The 21,205-nt window shown below is 45.0% G+C and carries 23 protein-coding genes; 10 read left to right on the forward strand and 13 right to left on the reverse strand.

Annotation, left to right across the window (positions count from 1 at the left end; genetic code table 11):
- Positions 1-3 precede the first annotated feature (3 nt).
- The 5 genes from L1076_RS08110 to bolA all read right to left on the reverse strand — a co-directional run bounded on the left by L1076_RS08110 (position 4) and on the right by bolA (position 4,776).
- Positions 4-636: an NADH:ubiquinone reductase (Na(+)-transporting) subunit D gene (locus tag L1076_RS08110; RefSeq protein ID WP_005436651.1), complete on the reverse strand. Its 633-nt coding sequence runs from the start codon at positions 634-636 to the stop codon at positions 4-6.
- Positions 636-1,421 carry a Na(+)-translocating NADH-quinone reductase subunit C gene (locus tag L1076_RS08115; RefSeq protein WP_038864645.1) on the reverse strand — a complete coding sequence of 262 codons (786 nt, stop codon included), beginning with the start codon at positions 1,419-1,421 and terminating at the stop codon, positions 636-638. Before L1076_RS08115 ends, L1076_RS08110 begins: the two co-directional genes overlap by 1 nt.
- Entirely contained in the window at positions 1,411-2,652 is a 1,242-nt protein-coding gene (locus tag L1076_RS08120; RefSeq protein ID WP_005436648.1) for an NADH:ubiquinone reductase (Na(+)-transporting) subunit B, read from the reverse strand. The genes L1076_RS08115 and L1076_RS08120 overlap by 11 nt, the downstream gene beginning before the upstream one ends.
- Before the next feature lie 3 nt (positions 2,653-2,655).
- The gene (locus L1076_RS08125) at positions 2,656-3,996 is read right to left on the reverse strand and encodes a Na(+)-translocating NADH-quinone reductase subunit A (protein WP_038864644.1); all 1,341 of its coding nucleotides are present in this window, start codon (positions 3,994-3,996) and stop codon (positions 2,656-2,658) included.
- Positions 3,997-4,467: 471 nt separating this feature from the next.
- A complete protein-coding gene (bolA, locus tag L1076_RS08130) occupies positions 4,468-4,776 on the reverse strand; it encodes a transcriptional regulator BolA (RefSeq protein ID WP_005427328.1) in 309 nt (102 codons plus the stop codon).
- A gap of 204 nt (positions 4,777-4,980) precedes the next feature.
- Between bolA and L1076_RS08135 the strand changes: the two genes are divergently transcribed.
- The 4 genes from L1076_RS08135 (at position 4,981) to L1076_RS08150 (ending at position 8,716) form a co-directional block, all read left to right on the forward strand.
- Complete coding sequence (locus tag L1076_RS08135; RefSeq protein ID WP_237303486.1) at positions 4,981-6,138, forward strand: class I SAM-dependent methyltransferase; 1,158 nt, start codon at positions 4,981-4,983, stop codon at positions 6,136-6,138.
- Positions 6,139-6,177: 39 nt separating this feature from the next.
- Positions 6,178-6,747: a YajG family lipoprotein gene (locus tag L1076_RS08140; RefSeq protein WP_038864641.1), complete on the forward strand. Its 570-nt coding sequence runs from the start codon at positions 6,178-6,180 to the stop codon at positions 6,745-6,747.
- Entirely contained in the window at positions 6,747-7,292 is a 546-nt protein-coding gene (locus L1076_RS08145; RefSeq protein WP_038864639.1) for a peptidylprolyl isomerase, read from the forward strand. The genes L1076_RS08140 and L1076_RS08145 overlap by 1 nt, the downstream gene beginning before the upstream one ends.
- A 71-nt stretch (positions 7,293-7,363) precedes the next feature.
- Entirely contained in the window at positions 7,364-8,716 is a 1,353-nt protein-coding gene (locus tag L1076_RS08150; RefSeq protein ID WP_038864637.1) for an MFS transporter, read from the forward strand.
- Between the two features lie 63 nt (positions 8,717-8,779).
- Here the strand turns inward: L1076_RS08150 and L1076_RS08155 are convergent, their stop codons facing one another.
- From L1076_RS08155 to L1076_RS08170, 4 genes are read right to left on the reverse strand one after another with little or no spacing between them, the layout of a single operon-like run.
- On the reverse strand, positions 8,780-9,442 hold the full coding sequence (locus L1076_RS08155; protein ID WP_038864634.1) for a ChrR family anti-sigma-E factor: 663 nt from the start codon (positions 9,440-9,442) through the stop codon (positions 8,780-8,782).
- Complete coding sequence (locus tag L1076_RS08160) at positions 9,439-10,023, reverse strand: RNA polymerase sigma factor (protein ID WP_038864633.1); 585 nt, start codon at positions 10,021-10,023, stop codon at positions 9,439-9,441. The genes L1076_RS08155 and L1076_RS08160 overlap by 4 nt, the downstream gene beginning before the upstream one ends.
- 46 nt (positions 10,024-10,069) lie before the next feature.
- Positions 10,070-11,428, reverse strand: coding sequence for a DUF4397 domain-containing protein (locus L1076_RS08165; RefSeq protein WP_039976936.1), 1,359 nt, complete (start codon positions 11,426-11,428; stop codon positions 10,070-10,072).
- Positions 11,425-12,021 (reverse strand): LON peptidase substrate-binding domain-containing protein, encoded by a 597-nt coding sequence (locus L1076_RS08170; protein ID WP_038864631.1) that lies wholly within the window; start codon positions 12,019-12,021, stop codon positions 11,425-11,427. The genes L1076_RS08165 and L1076_RS08170 overlap by 4 nt, the downstream gene beginning before the upstream one ends.
- 323 nt (positions 12,022-12,344) lie before the next feature.
- Here L1076_RS08170 and L1076_RS08175 point away from each other — a divergent pair, with 323 nt between their 5' ends.
- The 4 genes from L1076_RS08175 to csdA all read left to right on the forward strand — a co-directional run bounded on the left by L1076_RS08175 (position 12,345) and on the right by csdA (position 15,950).
- Entirely contained in the window at positions 12,345-13,145 is an 801-nt protein-coding gene (locus L1076_RS08175) for an outer membrane protein OmpK (protein ID WP_039976934.1), read from the forward strand.
- A 107-nt stretch (positions 13,146-13,252) separates the two neighbouring features.
- Entirely contained in the window at positions 13,253-14,143 is an 891-nt protein-coding gene (panE, locus tag L1076_RS08180) for a 2-dehydropantoate 2-reductase (protein ID WP_237303487.1), read from the forward strand.
- Complete coding sequence (locus tag L1076_RS08185; RefSeq protein WP_039976932.1) at positions 14,140-14,739, forward strand: DJ-1 family glyoxalase III; 600 nt, start codon at positions 14,140-14,142, stop codon at positions 14,737-14,739. Before panE ends, L1076_RS08185 begins: the two co-directional genes overlap by 4 nt.
- A complete protein-coding gene (gene csdA / locus L1076_RS08190) occupies positions 14,739-15,950 on the forward strand; it encodes a cysteine desulfurase CsdA (RefSeq protein WP_237303488.1) in 1,212 nt (403 codons plus the stop codon). The genes L1076_RS08185 and csdA overlap by 1 nt, the downstream gene beginning before the upstream one ends.
- Positions 15,951-16,051: 101 nt before the next feature.
- Here the strand turns inward: csdA and csdE are convergent, their stop codons facing one another.
- The 4 genes from csdE to L1076_RS08210 all read right to left on the reverse strand — a co-directional run bounded on the left by csdE (position 16,052) and on the right by L1076_RS08210 (position 19,264).
- Positions 16,052-16,480 carry a cysteine desulfurase sulfur acceptor subunit CsdE gene (csdE, locus tag L1076_RS08195; RefSeq protein WP_237303489.1) on the reverse strand — a complete coding sequence of 143 codons (429 nt, stop codon included), beginning with the start codon at positions 16,478-16,480 and terminating at the stop codon, positions 16,052-16,054.
- Positions 16,481-16,500: 20 nt separating this feature from the next.
- Positions 16,501-17,310: a tRNA cyclic N6-threonylcarbamoyladenosine(37) synthase TcdA gene (tcdA, locus tag L1076_RS08200; RefSeq protein WP_237303490.1), complete on the reverse strand. Its 810-nt coding sequence runs from the start codon at positions 17,308-17,310 to the stop codon at positions 16,501-16,503.
- Between the two features lie 102 nt (positions 17,311-17,412).
- Positions 17,413-18,525, reverse strand: a complete 1,113-nt coding sequence (mltA, locus tag L1076_RS08205; protein WP_045421049.1) for a murein transglycosylase A — start codon at positions 18,523-18,525, stop codon at positions 17,413-17,415.
- Between the two features lie 283 nt (positions 18,526-18,808).
- The gene (locus L1076_RS08210) at positions 18,809-19,264 is read right to left on the reverse strand and encodes a DUF2850 domain-containing protein (RefSeq protein WP_038864621.1); all 456 of its coding nucleotides are present in this window, start codon (positions 19,262-19,264) and stop codon (positions 18,809-18,811) included.
- A gap of 164 nt (positions 19,265-19,428) precedes the next feature.
- Here L1076_RS08210 and argA point away from each other — a divergent pair, with 164 nt between their 5' ends.
- Positions 19,429-20,766 carry an amino-acid N-acetyltransferase gene (gene argA, locus L1076_RS08215; RefSeq protein ID WP_042600078.1) on the forward strand — a complete coding sequence of 446 codons (1,338 nt, stop codon included), beginning with the start codon at positions 19,429-19,431 and terminating at the stop codon, positions 20,764-20,766.
- A 253-nt stretch (positions 20,767-21,019) separates the two neighbouring features.
- A complete protein-coding gene (locus L1076_RS08220; protein WP_005427310.1) occupies positions 21,020-21,205 on the forward strand; it encodes a hypothetical protein in 186 nt (61 codons plus the stop codon).

A 21,205-nucleotide genomic window follows, 5' to 3' on the forward strand; every position in this document is an offset into this window, starting at 1 on the left:
TCCTTACTCCTTCGCTTCGATTTGTTCAGGTCTGATAATGCGGATAGCCCAGATCATGAAACCGATTAAGAAGAATGCTGATGGTGCAAGTAGCATCAGGCCGTTTGGCTGGTACCAACCACCGTTGCTCACTAGAGGTAGTACTTCTAGGCCAAATAGTTTGCCTGAGCCAAATAGCTCGCGGAAGAAACCAACAGTGATAAGAACGAAACCGTAACCAAGACCGTTACCGATACCATCAATTAGAGATGGGATTGGCGCAGACTTCATCGCAAATGCTTCAGCACGACCCATTACGATACAGTTCGTAATGATCAGACCTACGAATACAGATAGCTGTTTAGAGATATCGTATAGGTATGCTTTAAGCACTTGGTCTACCACGATTACTAGAGATGCGATGATCGCCATTTGAACGATGATACGCACACTGTTAGGAATGTGGTTACGGATTAAAGAAACAGAGAAGTTCGACAGTGCGGTTACGAATGTTACCGCTAGTGTCATTACAAATGCTGTTTCTAGTTTAGTTGTTACTGCAAGAGCAGAACATACACCAAGAACCTGCAACGCGATCGGGTTGTTATCCAACACCGGCGCCATAATGCTCTTTTTAATGTTTTGTGCGCTAGACATTAGTTCAGACCTCCGTCACGAACTTTTGCTAGGAATGGACCAAAGCCCATGTCACCTAACCAGAAGTCGAATGTACCTTGAACACCGTTACCAGTTAGTGTCGCACCAGATAGGCCGTCAACGCCGTGTTCAGAACCTTCTGGAGCACCACCTTTAACAATCTTGATTGCTGGTTTGTGGTTCTCGTCGAATAGTTTCTTGCCAACGAATTGAGCACGCCATGCTGGGTTCTCTACTTCACCACCAAGTCCAGGAGTTTCACCTTGCTCGTAGTAAGTGATACCAGACACAGTGTCACCGTCAGTTTCAACCGCAACGAATGCGTACATCATTGACCAAAGACCTGTACCGTGAACAGGGATGATAACTTTAGATACTTCATCACCGCTTTTCACTAGGTAAACGATACCTGTATTAGCACGACGTAGGATCTTAGCTTTGTCTTCATCAGCTGTTAGCTTGATAGACTCTGCAGGATCTTTCGCTGCTTTACGTTGGTCATAGTTAGCTGCTGTAGAACCGTCTTCTGCAGTCTCGACAAAATCACCTGTTTTGAAGTCAACTAGACGAGGTTCAATGTACTCAGCAAATAGCTCAGGTACTTTTTTACCGTCAGCTTCAATGCCAGCAACTTCTACAATCTTTGATTGCTTATCTAGGACAGCGTTAGCTTTTTGCTTATCACGCAGGCCTACTGCCGCTGTTGATACGATGATTGAACAAACAAGGCTCAACCCGATAACAACACCCAGCGTCTTTTTAATGCTGTCGTTATTACTTGCCATAGCGTGCTAGTCTCCGCTTGATGTTCTTCTCGATAACTACATGGTCGAACAGAGGTGCGAATAGGTTCGCGAATAGAATCGCCAGCATCATACCTTCTGGGTATGCTGGGTTAACTACACGGATCATCACACACATTGCACCGATAAGGATGCCGTACCACCACTTACCACCGTTGGTAAATGAAGCTGATACTGGGTCCGTCGCCATGAAGAACATACCGAATGCAAAACCACCTAGAACTAGGTGCCAGTGCCAAGGCATGTTGAACATTGGGTTGGTGTCAGAGCCAATCACGTTGAACAACGTAGACACTGCAATCATACCGATCATTACACCCGCAATGATGCGCCATGAAGCGATTCGCATGTATACGATCATCGCTGCACCGATCATTAGAGCTAGAGTCGATACTTCACCAATTGAACCTGGGATGTTACCGATGAAAGCATCCATCCAAGTGATAGGAGCGCCAGTGATGTTGTTGATCAACGCGCCGCTACCGCCGTGAGCCCATTGGCTAAGAGCAGTTGCACCAGAGAAGCCGTCAGCTGCTGTCCATACTACGTCACCCGAGATTTGAGCTGGGTAAGCGAAGAATAGGAACGCTCGGCCTGCAAGTGCAGGGTTAAGGAAGTTACGACCAGTACCACCGAAGATCTCTTTAGCTACAACAACACCAAATGTGATACCCAGTGCCGCTTGCCATAGAGGTAGCGTTGGTGGAACGATAAGTGCGAATAGAATAGAAGTTACAAAGAAACCTTCGTTAACTTCGTGCTTACGCACCATACAGAAAAGCACTTCCCAGAAACCACCAACAATAAATACTGTTGCGTAGATTGGTAGGAAGTAAGTCGCACCTAGTAGCATTTTACTGCCAACACCTGCTTCAGCACCTATGGTGCCGCCAAGCATTTCTGTTAGCCAGTAGTGCCAGTTACCAGAGATAACTGTCGCTAGTTGATCACCAGCGTACATGTGGTTAAGTGCTGCGATAGCTTGGCCACCCGCGTTGTACATACCCCAGAACATTGCTGGGAATACCGCGAACCAAACCATGATCATGATACGTTTTAAGTCAACGCTATCACGGACGTGCGAGCTACGTTTTGTTACTAGACCTGGCGTGTAGAAAAGCGTTGCCGCTGCTTCGTACAGTGCAAACCATTTTTCGTGTTTGCCGCCTGGTTCAAAATGATGCTCGATATCCTCTATGAATTTCTTAAGCATGGATTACCCTTCCTTCACAATGGTATCTAGGCATTCACGAAGTAGCAGACCGTACTCGTATTTACCAGGACATACAAAGGTGCACAATGCTAGATCTTCTTCATCCAGTTCAAGCGCACCCAGTGTTTGAGCACTGTCAGTATCGCCTGCACATAGATCACGAAGCAGCAAAGTAGGCTCCATATCAAGTGGCATTACACGTTCGTAGTTGCCAATTGGAACCATTGCACGATCACTACCGTTAGTCGTTGTTGTCATGTTGAACAACTGACCTTTAAAGATGTGACCAAGGAAAGATTTCGTGATTGAGAATTTGTTTTTACCAGGAACAGCCCAGCCAAACAGTTCTTTCTCACGACCTTCACGCAGGACAGAAACCTGCTGATGGTAACGACCAAGGTAAGCATGTGGACCAGACGCGTGAGTACCTGAAAGTACAGAGCCTGAAATCACACGAACTTCACCTGGCATCAATTCGCTGTCAGTTAGGTCTTCAAGAGAAGCACCTACAACAGTACGAAGAAGACGTGGGTTATTCACTACAGGACCAGCAAGAGATACAACACGATCTGTGTATAGCTCACCAGTAAGGAATAACTTACCGAACGCAATAACGTCTTGGTAGTTGATGCTCCAAGCCACGTTTTGTGCATTTACTGGGTATAGGAAATGCATGTGGGTGCCAGCAAGACCTGCTGGGTGAGGGCCATCGAAGACGTGTTCTTCTACGTTAGACTGAGAAGAGCGTGGCAAACTAGTGCCAGATTTACATACGTAAACCTTGTCTTCTGTCAGGGCTGAAAGAATGTCTAGACCTGCAACGAATGCTTCTTGTTGTTCATTAATGATCAACTCAGGCTGAGCTGCTAGTGGATTAGTATCCATTGCAGTTACAAAGATAGCCTTAGAATTTGAATCGATTGCTGGAACCTTGCTAAACGGACGAGTACGTAAAGCGGTCCAAAGGCCAGAATCAACCAGTTGAGTCTTGATCGCTTCACGATCTAGATTTGCTAGTTGAGCTGCTTCGAACTTATCAAATGTTACCTGCTCTTCGCCTGCCACTTCAATCACTACAGATTGAAGAACACGCTTAGCGCCACGGTTAACTTCGATCACTTTACCGGCTGCTGGTGCTGTGAACTTAACGCCAGGGTTCTTTTTGTCTTCAAAAAGAACTTGCGCTTTTTTCACTTCATCACCAACGCGGACATGCATGGTAGGACGCATGCCAACGTACTCTTCGCCAAGCAAGGCGACTTTTTTGATGGTCTTACCATCATTAATCACCTGGGATGGAGTTCCTGCGATAGGAAGATCCAAGCCCTTCTTTATTGTAATCATACGCACTTGCACTACTTTTATCGGGAAAAAGATTCTTTTGATTGCGTAACTTTTAGACACGACATCAGTGTCCGGTTTCGATGTTGTTTAAAACATCAAAATCGCAACATCCTATTAATTATCTCGTCACAAATATTAGGCGAGATTTATCAGGTGCGGTAGTCTAGCATTTTTTAGGAACTTGATGCCATGACCAATCTTAGGAAAGGAGGGTTTATTTCGGTAGAATTGAGTGTAAAAGGTTAAAGAATAGTCATAACTTTGACCCATCGCACAAATGCCAAATCCCTTGCATCTGCTAAGGAAATAAAACATTCACGCTTTGAAACATGCGTTAATTTTCATTCATTTGTTGAAACACTGTTAACACATTTTTTAACCTTTATTTGTGCCACATTTTAATCCCGTAAAGATGTAAAACAAAAAAAGATGGTCGAAACCATCTTTCTAAATCAGTGTTTTAATTACACTCTAACGACCGCCACCCATACACATCGGACTATCTGGTGCACCGTCTTGCTCTTGTTTCCATTCTTCATTGGTGTAGGTATGAATCGCCAATGCGTGAATGTGATTATCAAGTTCATCAGCCAGTACAGTGTGTACTTGACGGTGACGCCCAATGAGGCGCTGACCAGCGAATGCATCACTGACCACTATCACTTTAAAGTGACTTTCTGAACCCGGTGGAACGTTGTGCATGTAACTCTCATTGATCACTTTCAAATAATTAGGTTGCAACTCACTATGCAGTTTCTTTTCTATGATTTCTTGGATCATATTTCATCCTCATCGATGCCAATTCGCTAAGTATATACTCTCGATTGGCAAATTAAATAAGCGAACTCATATTCCCCTCTCTTTCAATGTGCCATGATTTAGCAAAAGCCTGTGAAAATCAGTAAATTTGACAGCTTTTTGTATCTTGAGCTCTCATCATTTGCGACAATAATCACTTATTTCCAAATTGACTTACGTTTAGCTATGAAAACCGAACTGAATCTTCACGAGAGAAGCCTATCGCTTCATCGTTTCCCTAAGCGCTCTAACGAGACTCTTCAAGCATGGGATGCGGGGGATGAGTACCTCATCAATCACGTGGAAGAGTTAGCAATACCAGATAACCAAAACATTGTTGTTATTAACGATAGCTTCGGCGCTTTGGCATGTTGGTTTTCGGACAATCACAATGTCACCCTCATGAGTGACTCCTTCATCTCACACAAGGGTGCACAGCAAAACCTCGAAGATAACCAATGTAAGCCAGTCGCCTTTCTCACTACGATGGACGATATCCCTGAGAATACAGACTTGGTCTTGATGCAATTGCCAAAAAGTAATCGCCACCTAGTTTGGTTATTAAGTCAACTACGTAAAACGCTACCTGACTCTTGCCCAATTATTGCCGTCAACAAAGCAAAAGAGATTCACACTTCAACACTTAAATTGTTTGAAAAACACTTAGGTGAGACAAAAACGTCTCTCGCGTGGAAAAAACATCGTTTGGTGTTTTCTAATGCTAATGCACTGCCAGTCCTAGAAGTCGATCCGATGACCGTTTGGGGAGTAGATGGAGAAAACATTCAACTGAAAAACCTACCAAATGTTTACTCAGGCGAAAGTCTGGACTTAGGTGCACGTTTTATGCTTCAACACCTACCTCAAGATCCAACGTTGAAACACATCATCGACCTCGGCTGTGGCAACGGTGTGCTATCAGTGAAAATGGGCCAATTAAACCCTCAAGCCCGCCTAACGAGTGTGGATGAAAGCTTTATGGCTATCGAGTCAGCTAAACAAAACTTAGTTGATAACCTAGGCGAACCTTACGACATTCAATGCATTGCAAATAACTGTTTGGATGGTTTTAACCCTGATAGTGCTGACATGGTGATGTGTAACCCACCATTCCACCAACAACAAGCAGTAACCGACCATATCGCTTGGCAGATGTTCTGCGACTCTAAACAAATTTTGAACAAAGGTGGCAGATTACTAGTCATAGGTAACCGTCACCTTGGTTACGATGCGAAGCTAAAACGTCTGTTTGGCGATAAAAATGTGAAACTAGTCGCTTCTAACAGTAAGTTCGTGATTTTACAGGCAACAAAAGATCCTGCTAAATTAGGCGCAAAGCAATAAAGCCCTGACTTTAGCAACATGTTTAAAAGGAATAATAAAATGAGAAAACTGGTACTCGCGGCTTCGGTTGCCTTGCTTGCTGCATGTTCAGCGCCACAACAACCACAACTGAACCTACAGGCTGAATCGACACTAAGCACTAACCCGATCGTGCAAGGCAAGACGTACAGCTTAACCAGTAAAGACGTTCGTGCAGCGCAATACGTTGCACTTGTCGATAACGGACGCTCTAACATTCTGCCAATCCATGCCAAGCAAAACCTACGTATTTCGCTAGAAGAGGCGCTAGAGAAACAGTTCTCTTCTCAAGGTTTTCACTCGGATTTAAACAGCGATAATTCTATTCAATTAGAAGTACAAGAAGCGCTAGTCAACGTTAAACATTCTGTGATGGAAAACGAGATGGACGCGAAAGTGATTCTTGAAATCACCGCAGAAACTCCGCAAGGCAAGCTAGTTAAGACCTATACTGGTACAGCTAAACGCTCAGGCACACTTAGCGCTTCAGACTCAGACATTGAACAAACATTGAATGATGTCGTGGCTTTAACTCTGAAGGAAATCGCAAACGATCCTGAGCTTCGTCAATACATGCAGGAGCGATTCTAATGTTACGCAAAGCGATTCTTTCTTTGGCACTATTAAGTTGCAGTGTTTTTGCAGGCCCTAAAGTGGCGTTTGAAACAACACTAGGTAACTTTACTGTTGAGCTTAATGAAGAGAAAGCACCTATTACTGTCGCTAACTTCCTTAAATACGTGGAAGATGGCAGTTACGAAGGTACCATTTTCCACCGTGTTATCCCTGGTTTTATGGCGCAAGGTGGCGGCTTCAACCAAGACATGCAGATGCAAAAAACTTACGCGCCAATCAAGAACGAGGGTAACAACGGCTTGAACAACGACCGAGCAACGATCGCTATGGCTCGTACAAACGCACCTGATTCTGCAACACGTCAGTTCTTTATTAACCTCGTCGACAATGACTTCTTAAACTATGGTGCTCGCCCACCTGGTTATGCGGTATTTGGAGAAGTGACGGAAGGTTTTGACGTCATTCAGAATATGGCGAAGCAGCCAACCAAGTCTATCGGTCGCATGCGCGATGTCCCAGAGACGCAAATCGTCATTACCAAAGCAACTCTACTCAAGTAGCCAAAACCATAAGCCCTTTGAATATTCGAAGGGCTTTCTCTTTTAGTGGCTCTATTTTAACGGATTGATTTATGTCTTCATTACCTTCCATCACTTGGTTGGAAACGGTAAAAAGTTACCTCGATAAACGCCTACTTTGGGTTTTCATGCTGGGTTGTTCCAGTGGTTTCCCTTGGGTCCTTATCGGATCTAATATGTCTGGCTGGCTAAAAGATGCGGGCCTGACGCTTTCTGCTATCGGTTACTTTGGTAGCGTGTTCGCGGTTTACGCGATCAATTTTATGTGGGCACCTCTGGTAGACCGACTTAAACTGCCCATTTTGCATCGTTTGCTTGGGCAACGTCGAAGCTGGATATTCCTTTGCCAAAGTATCGTGTTAGTGGCGACGCTGTTTATTGCCGGTGTAAACCCTGCCGAGAATCTTGTGTTGGCATCATTACTAGCACTCTGCATTGCGACCGCTTCTGCGACACAAGATATTGCTATTGATGCTTTCCGTATCGATACCTTCCCAAAAACAGAAGAATCTAAACTGCCACAAGCTTCTGCTATGGCGGTGATTGGTTGGTGGACGGGTTACTCACTCCCTGGGTATCTAGCCTTTATCAATGCAGACAGTATCGGTTGGAATGGTGTCTACTACGGAATGGCGTTTATTGTCATTTTACTGATGATTTTTACGCTGTTGGTCGGTGAACCGAAAACCCAACGAGAGCAACTTCAATCTGAAGCTGAGCAACGCCATAAAGAAGTGGTGGGTTCTAAAGTAGTAGCTTGGTTTACCGTAACGGTTGTAGAGCCCTTCTTAGACTTCTTTAACCGAAATGGTGTTCGCGTCGCTATCACGCTATTGCTGTTTGTTTTCTTATTTAAGATAGGTGAAGCTTTCTTAGGTCGAATGTCGATTGCCTTCTACAAAGAAATTGGATTTAGCAATGAACAAATTGGCTATTACTCTAAATTGATTGGTTGGGGCGCAACCATGTTGTTCACCTTTGTCGGCAGTATGTTTAATGTGAAGTTTGGTATCGTACGCGGCTTAATGATAGGTGGTATCGCAATGGCAGCAAGTAACCTGATGTTTGCTTGGATTGCGAAAGTGGGTCCAAACGAGCATCTTTACTTGGCAACGATCATTGTCGACAACTTTACAACGGCATTCTCGACCGTTGCATTTGTGTCCTTCTTGACTATCTTAACCGGACAAGCCTTCTCGGCAACTCAATACGCCTTGCTTGCATCTCTTGGCAACTTTGGTCGCACTACCCTCGCCTCTTTCAGCGGGGAACTGGTGGATTATCTCAATGATTGGACGACTTTCTTCATACTAACCGCATTGATGGTTGTGCCTAGTTTGATCATGCTTTATTCACTCAGACACTACTTTACTGAGCTACTTGAGAAAGCAAGGCAAAGAGATTAAAGAAAAATGATTGAAAAAAACCACCGAGATTCGGTGGTTTTTTGGTTTTGTCTGCCGCAGTGTTTAAGGGTACATACCTTTACCAAACAAGTTAAAGATTCTTGCTACGCCTTGTGTAAATATCATCGGCTCGGTGAGTACGGTTAAACATAAACAGTCTTCACCTGCTTTAGTAAATGGGCTGTGTTTAACAGACGCATCTCTGACAAGTACATCACCCACTTCGTAGTGACCATCTTCATCACTAAATCCACCGTGCAAAACCAACGTTGACTCTTGCCCTTTGTGTGTATGCTGAGGAATTCTCACGTCTTCACTTATGTACATAAGATTGACACGTGCATCTTCGCCCAAATCAATCTGTGCGCTGTAGACTTTACCACCGTAACTCTTCCATTCACCGACTAGATCAGAAAAACGACTCAGCGTTTTCGGCAACTTAAAATCTTTACCAGCCACGGCAACTCGCGCAACATCTTTTATAATAATGCTGTCTGATTTTGGCTCAGCGGTGATGATGTCATTGAACATACTGTCAAATTCGACGTCATATTCCATCACCGAGCTTTCTATTACTACGTCGGCCTGCGCCGCTTCTAACTGGTTTACATACGCCCGGCATTTTGAACAGGTTTCTAGGTGAGTGGCAACCACCAAACCAGAAACTGCATCAATGCTTCCCGAAGCGTACGCCTCTAACAAGTTGTTATCTGGATGTTTGTTCATAATTGCTCCGTATGCATCGAATGCCTCAGTTTTTCTACCGCTAACCTCAACCGAGATTTCACAGTGCCCAAAGGTATGTCGAACAACTCAGCGACCTGTTGGTGCGGCAGTTCTTGAAGGTACACCGCTTGGAGTACTTCTCTTTGGTTTTTCGGCAGTATGTCTAAAAATTTGACTACCTGATCTTTGAGCATATCTTGCTCTGGTGAGTAATGGTCAACCAAATCAGGCGGGTAATAATCTGAAGGCCAAATGTCGTCAGAATGAATATGTAAGTCTTTGCCTTTCTGCTTTCTCAGCAAATCAAAACAGAGATTACGAATTATGGTGTAAATCCATGTGGATAACGCACTCTTTGTACCATCGTACAAATGAGCTTTCTGCCAAACGGTTGCCATGGTCTCTTGTACCATCTCCAAAGCAACTTGCTCGTTTCCAACATGCTTGTAGGCGAACTGTTTCAACTTAGGCGCATAAAAACGAAAGACAAATTCGAACGCATTTTTATCCCGCGCCTTCACCTTGTCCATGTATTCATTCCAATCGCTACGCCCAAGTTTCTGCGGGCTTTCACTCATCATAATCGGCCTTAATCATTGGGAGGAGTGCCCTCCTCCCCCTTCGTCCTTAGTCTGTGATGTCATCAACGATTAGGTTGAAGCCACCATTGTTGCCATCATCGATAGCGACTACTTGGTATACGACGCCATTCTTTACCGTTACGGGTGCAGAATCTATGGCTACTGTAGATGGGTCACCGGCAACCGTCACCGTCACAAAATAAGACCCTTCCGTCACGTATACGCCTTGTACACTTTCTTTGTACGCAAAATTAGCTATTGCTGGATCACTTCCTTCGATTCCCGCGCTAGAAGTGAGATAAATATCGACCATTTCAGCCACAGGATTCGCAGCTGCATGCGTTACGTTCAAGGTTGCGCTGGTTGCAACTGCACGACGCATGTCTTCAACGACCAGTGGTTCGATTGCAATTGCAGGAGTGACAACACCAACTGCATAAACGCTATAATCCATACCGCCTTTCACTTCTAAACCGTCAACATCGATAATTGGGTCCGTCGTTGTGCCATCGACAAACACATCAATATCATAAGCTTTTGGCGCAAGGTCCAAGTACCCTCGAATCTGTTTAAACTCCAAATCCGCAAGCGGAGCAAACGCAGCGCCATCAACGTGGACGTCTACAACCGGAGCACCGTCAACTAAGTGCCCTACTCGCACTTCGGCTTGGCTTCCCATATCTTCAAGTATAGAAGAGCCAGAACCATCTAATACCACTAACTTCACCGGAGAGGTGCTATTTGAATCACCAGTCTTAATAGCAGCAATGGTCAAATTAGCATTGGCTGGGAGAGGAATGGTTCCCGAATCAAACGCTACTGTGTCACCCACGGCCAATCTCACTTGGTAATCGCCTGCAGGAATATTCAGCACATCCGTTGACGCTTTATAAGCGAGATTAGTAATCGGTGATGAATCTGCCAAGGCTGCACCGGGTGCAGTAACATAAAGGTCTACAGCTGGGACGCCAGAAGCGGCATGTACCACCTGAACATCTAAGCTGTTAGCATCCGCCATCGAAGTCGCGCTACGAGTAACAATTAAAGGTTCAACAGGATTTGGTGTTCCTGAAGCGTCACCCACGACAAATGCTGTATAGTTTAGGTCCGAGTCGAGATCTAATGAAGTTTTTGGTACGACAGTTACCGTTTCAGCGCCTGGAAGCTGTACATCAACTTGAACAGAGTTACTGCCCTCAGGTAACTTCACATATCCCGACCCGACGCCATAGTCTACGCCGGTTAACGCCGCTCCATCATTTATCCAAACGTTAGCCAACGGCGCGTCAGCGGAAGCATGTACTGCTTGAAGGTTTGAATATTCTATCGAGTCGCTATCTGAGCCGCAGGCAGCAATCCCTAGCACAGCAACCAGCGTTACTGCAGTTTTGGTTAGTCCTTTCATATCCTTGTCTCTCTTTGAGGTGGGGCTTCGATGGCATCATTAAGAAAATCGAGTGCCGGAAGACAGTCCTCTGCACTCACCAATCGTTCAAATAGAGCGCTGTCCAATGGCAATAGCTCGAGCCATCTTTGCACTACCCACGATGGGTCATCATAAAAACGATGTTGGTAAAGTGTCCCTAGTTGAGGAAACTGTTCGTACACGTGAGCGAGTTGATGACTTAGGTAAATGAAGTCTGGTGACGACAAAGGCTGCTGCCAGTTGTCTAACCACTCAACCTCTGCATGACGCAAACCATCTGAGTCTGCTCTAATTCGCTTGACCGTAAACCGTTTTTCACCGACTACGGTGATACCAAGAAGCCCATCACTGAGTGTTTCAAAATCAACGATGGTGACCAAAGTTCCGATGGATGACACATTTCCCACCGCTTTAGGGTCCCCCTCACTACCGACAAGACAAACACCAAAACCCACGTTTTGGAGGCTGCATTCTTTTACCATTCTTGTGTAACGTGGCTCAAAAATACGCAGATTCATTTTGCCTTCCGGTAAAACTACTGAGGTTAATGGGAATAACATGACTTCTTTCATTCAAACGTCCTCTTTGGTTCCCACACTCATACGAACGGACTATTAGTCAGATCACTAACGATTTATGTTGGTTAATCGACTGGCTTAAAAAGTCATAAAAACGTTTACGCAAACGACACTCGTCACATATTTATTGCAAATCAATGCAACAACCAAAAAGTTCCGTGAAATAAATGAATTTCGTGACAAGCCTCACTAAAAACCTTCATTTTTGCATCCTTTATCACTTTCATTTGAGATTTTTATCGCTATTATTCCCGCCAATTGGAAAGCGCGGCACAGATTGCGTGTTCTGAATCATTACAAACATAGAGAGTCCCCTTATGCGTAAATCACTTTTAGCTCTTAGCCTTCTAGCGGCTACTTCAGCTCCAGTTATGGCTGCTGACTACTCAGACGGTGACATCCACAAGAACGATTACAAGTGGATGCAATTCAACCTAATGGGTGCATTTGACGAACTTCCTGGTGAGTCTTCACACGATTACCTAGAAATGGAATTCGGCGGCCGCTCTGGTATCTTCGACCTTTACGGTTACGTTGACGTGTTCAACCTAGCAACAGACAAAGGCAGCGATAAAGTAGGCGCACCTAAGATCTTTATGAAGTTTGCTCCTCGTATGTCTATCGACGGCCTAACTGGTAAAGACCTGTCTTTCGGTCCAGTTCAAGAGCTATACGTTGCAACGCTAATGGAATGGGACGGTACAGATTTCAAAACTAACCCATTCTCTGTAAACAACCAGAAAATCGGTCTAGGTTCTGACGTAATGGTTCCTTGGTTGGGCAAAATCGGCCTGAACCTATACGGTACTTACGATGGCAACCGTAAAGACTGGAACGGTTTCCAAATCTCAACTAACTGGTTCAAACCATTCTACTTCTTCGAGAACGGTTCATTCATTTCTTACCAAGGTTACATCGATTACCAATTCGGTATGAAAGACGAATACACTACTGCAAGCAGCGGTGGCGCTATGTTCAACGGTATCTACTGGCACTCAGACCGCTTCGCGGTTGGTTACGGTCTAAAAGGCTACAAAGACGTATACGGCATCAAAGATACAGATGGCTTCAAGTCAACAGGCTTCGGTCACTACCTAGCTGTAACTTACAAGTTCTAATAGAACCGATAAGTTCCCCAAAAATGGCGCCTCTTGGCGCCATTTTTATTTGCTTTCCTTCTTTCCCTCATTATCCTTGCAGCAAACCTTTTTAATGAGAGCGTTTGGTGAATATTCTTATCCTTGGACCTGGAGCCGTTGGCTCACTCTGGGCGACCAAATTCCAACTTGCCGGACACAACGTCTCCTTGTGGGGAAGAACCTCAGATAGTAAGCAACTGCTTCAACTTGATGACTCTCCTGCAATTAATTTTGCTAATCAACACCTTCCTTCTGTACAAGCCGCAGACCTGATTGTTGTGACAGTAAAAGCATGGCAAGTGGACGAAGCGATAACCCCTCTTTTGCCGTATATCAACACTGATACCATTGTAATGCTGATGCACAATGGCATGGGAACAGCACCACTTTTGGAAACAAAGCTCACTGATAACCCTATCGTGATTGCAACCACCACACACGGTGCCTATAAACCAAGCAAAGCACAGGTTCTTCATACTGGTCATGGTCACACCCAATTAGGTGGTTTTAATACCAAAGGCAATCAATGCGAATTTCTCGCGCAAGTGATGAACCACGCTTTACCAGAAGTCAGTTGGAACCCAAATATCAACGCTGCATTGTGGACCAAGCTTGCGATCAATTGCGCTATCAACCCTCTGACGGCCATTCATCAATGTAAAAATGGTGAGCTTGCCGCTCCGGAATTTGCCACCGAGTTGGCGAACATCACCCGCGAGTTGGTGGAGGTCATGAATAAAGAACAGATAAAGGTCGATTTTGATTCTCTTCACACCACTGTTATGCAAGTGGTGAACGCAACAGCAGCCAACTACTCTTCAATGAGACAAGATGTTTTTCACCAACGTCGCACCGAAATTGATTTTATTACCGGTCATTTGCTGAAAGCTGCTGAAAAGCATCACATTAGTACGCCAGAGAACGCCAAACTCTATCAACGCATCAAACAGATTGAACAAAGCTGGACAGAACAATGAATAAAAAGATCTTAGTACCTATCGCTCCGGGCACAGAAGAAATGGAAGCGGTAACCGTTATCGACTTAATGGTTCGAGCAGGCTATGACGTAACCATCGCAAGCGCAGATTTCGATGGTGCACTGACTATGAAAGCGTCTCGAGGCGTGACACTAACCGCGGATTGCAAGCTAGTTGATATTGCCGATGACGAGTTTGATGCGATTGTTCTGTCTGGGGGCGTAGGTGGTGCAGAAACCTTCCGTGATAGCACCATCATGATTGAGATCCTGAAACAGCACATGTACGAAGGTAAGCTGGTTGCGGCAATTTGTGCAGCGCCAGCTTTGGTTTTGCAACATCACAACCTTTACCCAGAAGCCTTGATGACATGTCATCCAAGTTTTCAATCTCATATTCCTGAAGACAAATGGCGAGCTAAACGTGTCACCATGGATGTGAATCACAACCTACTGACAAGTCAGGGGCCAGGAACCGCACTTGAGTTCGCGATGGAAATCATCATCAAACTTTCTGGTAAAGAACATGGATGGATGGTCGCAGAACCGCTAGTTACCATCCCAACACTGCATTATCACGAGTTCGGTGACGAATAATGTTTGACGTAAACGCTGTACGCGAACAGTTCCCAGCCCTAAATCAAGACGTAAACCAATCACCTTTGGTTTACCTTGATAGCGCAGCAACAACGCAAAAACCACAGTGCGTGATCGATGTGATTAGCCGTTACTACAGTGTACAAAATGCTAACGTGCACCGTGGCAGTCATAGCTTAACAGCCAACGCGACCAGCCAATTTGAAGCGGCTCGTGAAACCGTTGCGAATTTTATTGGGGCGAGCAGTTCAAAGGAAATCATTTGGACTCGAGGCGCAACCGAAGCACTAAATCTCATCGCGCAAACTTATGCTCGAAGCACACTCCAAGCCGGTGATGAAATCTTAATCAGTGAAATGGAACATCACGCGAACATCGTGCCTTGGCAAATTGTCGCAGAGCAAACGGGCGCGAAAATCGTTAAAGTTCCTATGACCTCCGATTGCCAGTTCGATATCAATGCGTTTGAAGCACTGTTGTCGGAGCGCTGTAAAATCGTGGCGTGTGCACAAATCACCAACGTCACTGGCTCTCGTCAACCTATCGAGAAAATCATCGCCATGGCACATACGGTAGGCGCAGTTGTCGTTGTCGATGGAGCGCAAGGTATCGTTCATGAACAGTTGAACTTGGCAGAGCTCGATGTCGACTTTTATGTCTTCTCTGGCCACAAGCTGTATGCACCTGCTGGGATTGGCGTACTGTATGGCAAGCTTGAGCTGTTAGAAGCGATGCCACCATGGCACGGCGGCGGCAAAATGGTTGAAAGAGTCTCGTTCGAGAAGACCACCTTCTCTGCCTTGCCGGGTAAGTTTGAAGCGGGTACACCGAACGTCGCCGGCGCGATTGCTCTAGCGAAAGCCATCGATTGGTACCAAGGCTTCGATCAAACCGCAGTAGAGGCACATCTGCATTCTCTGCAGAACAAGGCTTACCAAGCACTAAGCCAATTGGATGACATTCAAATCCTCGGTTATCAGCCGAATGCTTCAGTGCTTACTTTTGTAATGGATGGCGTTCACCACCAAGACATTGCCACGCTGCTTGATCAACAAGGTATCGCTATTCGCGCTGGACATCACTGTGCTCACCCTCTGATGGATGCGCTTAACGTCAAAGGCACGGTGCGTGTTTCTTTTGGTATCTACAATACGTTAGAAGATGTTGAGAAGCTGATTGCAGCAATCGAGAAAGCAGTCGATATGCTTTAACAATATAAATACCACTGTAGATTTATAGGAAAAGGGTTGAAACCGTTTGGCTTCAACCCTTTTCTTTATTCTGTTCTTAGTGCGGTTTTAACTAACGCCAACTACTGAGCTTGTACTTTGATCTGCTCAACAATCGCTTTCAAACCATTGCCACGCGATGGGCTTAGGTGAGCAATTAAACCCAGTTTTTCAAAGTAAGCATCAATATCAAACGCTTGGATTTGCTCTGCCGTTTTGCCATCGTAAGCCGCCATCACCAAGGCAATCAAACCACGCACGATACGCGCGTCAGAATCAGCGCAGAAGTGCCATACACCTTCTAGCTCTTTACTCACCAACCACACTAAGCTTTCACAGCCAGATACCGTAACTTGCTCTGATTTAAGCTCTTCAGGCATTTGAGGCAGCTTTTTACCCCATTGGATCACCTGACGGTAGCGGTCTTCCCAACCTTTAAATTGCTGCATGGTTGCGGCGATGTCTTCACTGGTGATGTCAGTGCCAAACGGCGAGACAGGGAAATCAGTCATGATGCACTCTCTTCTCTGAATTACTTCTTATGCTTTTGAATCAGCTTTTCAACGATGCGTGATACCGCAACAAAACCGAACGTTGCAGTTACAACCGTCGCCGCGCCAAAACCACTCGCACAGTCCATACGTTTTGGACCTTCTGCTGTCGATTTCACGCCACATACTGAACCATCGGCTTGTGGGTACTTCAATTGCTCGGTAGAAAACACACAATCGATACCAAACTTACGCGCTGGATTTTTTGGGAAGTTATGATGACGACGTAATGTATCTTTGATCTTCTTCGCCAGTGGATCTTGGATCGTCTTAGTCAGATCCGCCACCATGATTTGGGTTGGATCGATTTGACCACCAGCGCCGCCTGTCGTGATCACTTTAATCTTGTTACTACGGCAGTAAGCCAATAGAGACGCCTTTGCTTTTACGCTATCGATCGCATCCAGCACGTAATCGAACTCTTTGCTCAAGTACTCGTGCTGGTTATCTGGTGTGATGAAATCGTCAATCAGATTGACCTTACACTCTGGGTTAATCAGCTTAACGCGCTCTGCCATCACTTCAATTTTGCTTTGACCAACCGTGCCAGTCATCGCATGAATTTGACGGTTAATGTTGGTCACACACACGTCATCCATATCGATAAGCGTCAACTCACCAATACCAGTACGTGCGAGCGCTTCTACCGCCCATGAACCAACACCACCAATACCAATCACACACACGTGTGTAGCGCGAAGGATTTCTACTTCGCTATTGCCGTAGAGACGACGAGTGCCACCAAAACGTTGGTTATAGCTGTCAGATGCCGGAGTATCGAGTTCACGCATATTGAAGTTCCAGATGATCGATAGAAAAACAAAGAGTGCGATTTATACGCACTCTTTGAGGAAATGTCTAGATGATGAGAGGTGATTCCTCTCGCTAGGCAGCTATTGTAACTTCTCTGGCGGCAAAGCCCAAGGTGCTTGCGTTGGCGTGTTTTCCAAACCCAACTTCCACACGCGACCAAAGTGCTTGTAGTGACCCGCTTCTGTACCAGCACGTGGTCCCATACCGTGGTATAGATCGAGATGGTTTTGCTTCACCGCGCCGCCAGTGTCTAACACAATTAGAAGACGAAGCTGGTGCGCGCCACTCCATGTACCGTCTTTATTAAGCAATGGCACTTCCGCCAAAATTGGCGTACCCATAGGTAGAATCGAACGATCGCCTGCTACCGATGCCATTGGTAATAGTGGAATACCTGCAGAGCCCGTTACTGGCGCATCCGCTTGTGGAGCAAAGAACACATAAGAAGGGTTTTGCTCTAGCAACTCACGAACCGTTGCTTCATCATTCTTCATCACCCAGTCTTTGATGGCTTTGAGTGACATCTCTTCACGTGGCACTTCACCACGCTCAATTAGAATTCGGCCAATACTCACGTACGCTTTATTGTTCTTACCTGCGTAAGCAAAGTATTCCAGCGTATCGTCATCTTCGAAATGAACAAAGCCACTGCCTTGCACTTCCATCATGAATGGATCAATACGGTTGGGTGCGTAACCCAATACCAGACCTTGACCGTCTAACGCTCCGTTATAAATTTCTGCACGTGTTGGGCAGTTTGAACCACAATTTGGCTTGCCATAAACCGGGTACTTATATGTTGCATTTGGTTGATGACGCAATTCCATCACAGGAGAGAAATAGCCTGTGAACAACACGTTGCCCTTCTTATCACCACCACCAAGCTGCGCAGCTTGAATACCGTAAGCACTGAGCGCTGTCGTATCACCACTCTGCAATGCCCATTCACTCAACTTCTCGTAAAGTGGCTGGTACATTTTTGCCATTGAAGGCGACTTAATCACAACCTGTTCAGCTTGTTTGTTGAACTCAGTGAAATCTTGCGGCTTGTTGGATTCAACGACATCAGCTTTGTTCAAGATATGCGAAAACTCGCCATCGTAATCTTGCTTAGCAAGTAGGTTCTGTTCTGGCTCAGCGGCACAGCCAAATAGCAGGCTCAAAGAAACAATAGGAAGGAGTTTTTTTAACACGTGTCTTTTCCGTAATAGAAGATAGCAAAAGGATGGCAAACAAATGCAAACGACGCAATTGAAAAGCTGCGACAAAGTGTATCAGCGATAAGGCAAAGGCTTTAGTTGCTGCCAATTCATCCATAAAAATAGAGAAGCTAGATAATAACAGCAATGTAATCAAACGATTGTCCGGACAATGTCTGATAGAAGTGGCAGGAATCTAAAGATCCCCAAAAACGCTGACCCTCTCACACTGAGACTCAGCAAGCAGTTATAGAAAGAATTTTACGAATATGAAGCACTAGCGAATAGCTAGGTTCGAATGACCTTCTAGGTGAAAAACGGGCAGATAGTGGGCATTTGAATCCAACTTCATTTCAGAATGATGCTGATCGAGAAAGTCAAATCGACGCACTGTAGAGCCAACCTTATAAGAAAGTGTGTCGCCATCAAATTCGAAATCCGTTGCGACGGTTGAACCTCTCACCATTACACCACGCTCACTAAGAATAAACTCTTCACGAGCATATGGCGCCACGTCTTGCTCTACCCACTTGCCATAAATCACTGACTTAGAAATTGGTGGGTTTATATATCGAGTAATCAAATCACCATACATCATAAATACAACTATCGTACCTACGATCGCCGTTAGCATAAGCGAACGCTCAATCCATTTACGAAGTGGCGATTTTGTAGAGATATTTTGCTCTGATTGAGCAGCGATCGCAGCATTCTTATTTACAACTGAAGACATGAGGCTCACGTGTTTGAACTAGACGAGAACATTGTACCCTCATCAACCAAATACAACCAAGCATCACGCTCACGATGTTTGTGCTTTATTCCAAAAAATTACCTTGCTAACTTTTGAATAAAAAGACAATATTAAAGCATAAATAAACACAAGGAATGACTGTAGTGAAAATTCGTAGTACTGCTCTGGTTAAAGGATTCCGTCAATCCACACCTTATGTGAATGCTCACCGTGGAAAAACCATGGTATTAATGCTAGGAGGTGAAGCGGTTGCCGATAAAAACTTTGGTAACATTATCAATGATATTGCTTTAATGCATAGCCTTGGCATTAAAGTCGTCGTTGTTTATGGTGCCAGACCACAGATCAACCAACTACTAGAGAAACAAGATCTTACTACGCCATACCACAAAAACGTTCGAATCACAGATGAAGCCGCACTTTCGGTAGTTATGCAAGCCGCAGGACAGCTTCAACTGGCGATTACCGCGCGCTTATCCATGAGTCTTAACAACACGCCAATGGCGGGTACCCAACTTAACGTTGTGAGCGGCAACTTTGTCATTGCTCAGCCACTCGGTGTTGATGACGGCGTCGACTATTGCCACAGCGGGCGCATTCGTCGAATCGATACCGATGCAATCCACCGCACACTCGATCAAGGCTCAATTGTGTTACTCGGTCCAATCGCCAGCTCAGTGACAGGGGAATGCTTCAACCTTCCCTCAGAAGAAGTCGCGACCCAACTAGCGATTAAGCTTGGTGCGGATAAATTGATTGGGTTCTGCTCTGAGCAAGGGGTTATTGATGATAACGGTAACGCCGTCGCGGAATTGTTCCCTATTGAAGCAGAGCATGTTATCACGAAACTCATGGCTGACACCTCACCAGATTCCGACTATAACTCTGGAACATTACGTTTTCTCAAAGGTTCGATTTCTGCGTGCCGTGCAGGTGTGCCAAGAAGCCATCTTATTAGCTACAAAGTTGATGGCGCACTCATCCAAGAATTGTTCTCTTTCGATGGTATCGGTACACAGGTTGTCATGGCCAGTGCCGAACAGGTGCGTGAAGCGGACATCGATGACATTGGCGGTATTTTAGATCTTATTCGCCCACTAGAAGAACAAGGTGTGCTAGTAAGGCGATCTCGCGAGCAACTTGAGCAAGAAATTAATAAGTTCACCATCATCGAAAAAGACGGCTTGATCATCGGTTGTGCGGCTTTGTACCCATATATTGAAGAGCAAAAAGCGGAAATGGCTTGCGTGGCTATTCACCAAGATTATCGCGATGGTAACCGTGGATTATTGCTACTCAATTACATGAAGCACCGTTCAAAATCAGACAACATCAATCAAATCTTTGTGCTGACCACACACAGCCTTCATTGGTTTAGAGAACAAGGCTTTTATGAAGTGAGCGTTGATTATCTTCCGGGGGCAAAACAAGGACTGTATAACTTCCAGCGTAAGTCAAAAATTCTGGCATTAGACCTGTGAGAATTAAAGAAACATAATTCAACCTAAACCTAAATAGTTATGCAAACCTTTACATTGACATTGGTCGCAATTTAACCTTTTCAATATACATACTGTTGGTTATACTCTGCGCGACAAACGGTCGTATTTTAAACAATCGGAAAATGGATCTAGGTGAATAACTATCACCCTAAAGTGCGGAGCAAGCTTGGCTGCTCTGCATGACGCATCAAGGACAGTTGTTACTCTTACAATGAATAAGATGAGCACTGTTATGAAAACCATTATTTGTAACTCACTTCAAAGCTTCTGGGATATGGCGGATAACCATTTTCTCGAAGGGCTCGACGTCCACTGCGTATTTCCCGTCAATGACGCCATTAAAGATTTTATCTTGGCTTATCAGCAACAATACAAAATTCGCAGCGTGTCATTTACCAATGCGTTTACACAAAATTAA

The sequence above is a fragment of the Vibrio sp. MMG023 genome, assembly GCF_021654215.1.
Lineage (GTDB): Bacteria > Pseudomonadota > Gammaproteobacteria > Enterobacterales > Vibrionaceae > Vibrio > Vibrio jasicida.

Excerpts from the sequence above, each read along its gene's own strand:
- L1076_RS08110 (WP_005436651.1), bottom strand. The coding sequence starts at position 636 with ATGTCTAGCGCACAAAACATTAAAAAGAGCATTATGGCGCCGGTGTTG.
- L1076_RS08115 (WP_038864645.1), bottom strand. The coding sequence starts at position 1,421 with ATGGCAAGTAATAACGACAGCATTAAAAAGACGCTGGGTGTTGTTATC.
- L1076_RS08120 (WP_005436648.1), bottom strand. The coding sequence starts at position 2,652 with ATGCTTAAGAAATTCATAGAGGATATCGAGCATCATTTTGAACCAGGC.
- L1076_RS08125 (WP_038864644.1), bottom strand. The coding sequence starts at position 3,996 with ATGATTACAATAAAGAAGGGCTTGGATCTTCCTATCGCAGGAACTCCA.
- bolA (WP_005427328.1), bottom strand. The coding sequence starts at position 4,776 with ATGATCCAAGAAATCATAGAAAAGAAACTGCATAGTGAGTTGCAACCT.
- L1076_RS08135 (WP_237303486.1), top strand. The coding sequence starts at position 4,981 with ATGAAAACCGAACTGAATCTTCACGAGAGAAGCCTATCGCTTCATCGT.
- L1076_RS08140 (WP_038864641.1), top strand. The coding sequence starts at position 6,178 with ATGAGAAAACTGGTACTCGCGGCTTCGGTTGCCTTGCTTGCTGCATGT.
- L1076_RS08145 (WP_038864639.1), top strand. The coding sequence starts at position 6,747 with ATGTTACGCAAAGCGATTCTTTCTTTGGCACTATTAAGTTGCAGTGTT.
- L1076_RS08150 (WP_038864637.1), top strand. The coding sequence starts at position 7,364 with ATGTCTTCATTACCTTCCATCACTTGGTTGGAAACGGTAAAAAGTTAC.
- L1076_RS08155 (WP_038864634.1), bottom strand. The coding sequence starts at position 9,442 with ATGAACAAACATCCAGATAACAACTTGTTAGAGGCGTACGCTTCGGGA.
- L1076_RS08160 (WP_038864633.1), bottom strand. The coding sequence starts at position 10,023 with ATGATGAGTGAAAGCCCGCAGAAACTTGGGCGTAGCGATTGGAATGAA.
- L1076_RS08165 (WP_039976936.1), bottom strand. The coding sequence starts at position 11,428 with ATGAAAGGACTAACCAAAACTGCAGTAACGCTGGTTGCTGTGCTAGGG.
- L1076_RS08170 (WP_038864631.1), bottom strand. The coding sequence starts at position 12,021 with ATGAAAGAAGTCATGTTATTCCCATTAACCTCAGTAGTTTTACCGGAA.
- L1076_RS08175 (WP_039976934.1), top strand. The coding sequence starts at position 12,345 with ATGCGTAAATCACTTTTAGCTCTTAGCCTTCTAGCGGCTACTTCAGCT.
- L1076_RS08185 (WP_039976932.1), top strand. The coding sequence starts at position 14,140 with ATGAATAAAAAGATCTTAGTACCTATCGCTCCGGGCACAGAAGAAATG.
- csdA (WP_237303488.1), top strand. The coding sequence starts at position 14,739 with ATGTTTGACGTAAACGCTGTACGCGAACAGTTCCCAGCCCTAAATCAA.
- csdE (WP_237303489.1), bottom strand. The coding sequence starts at position 16,480 with ATGACTGATTTCCCTGTCTCGCCGTTTGGCACTGACATCACCAGTGAA.
- tcdA (WP_237303490.1), bottom strand. The coding sequence starts at position 17,310 with ATGCGTGAACTCGATACTCCGGCATCTGACAGCTATAACCAACGTTTT.
- L1076_RS08210 (WP_038864621.1), bottom strand. The coding sequence starts at position 19,264 with ATGTCTTCAGTTGTAAATAAGAATGCTGCGATCGCTGCTCAATCAGAG.
- L1076_RS08220 (WP_005427310.1), top strand. The coding sequence starts at position 21,020 with ATGAAAACCATTATTTGTAACTCACTTCAAAGCTTCTGGGATATGGCG.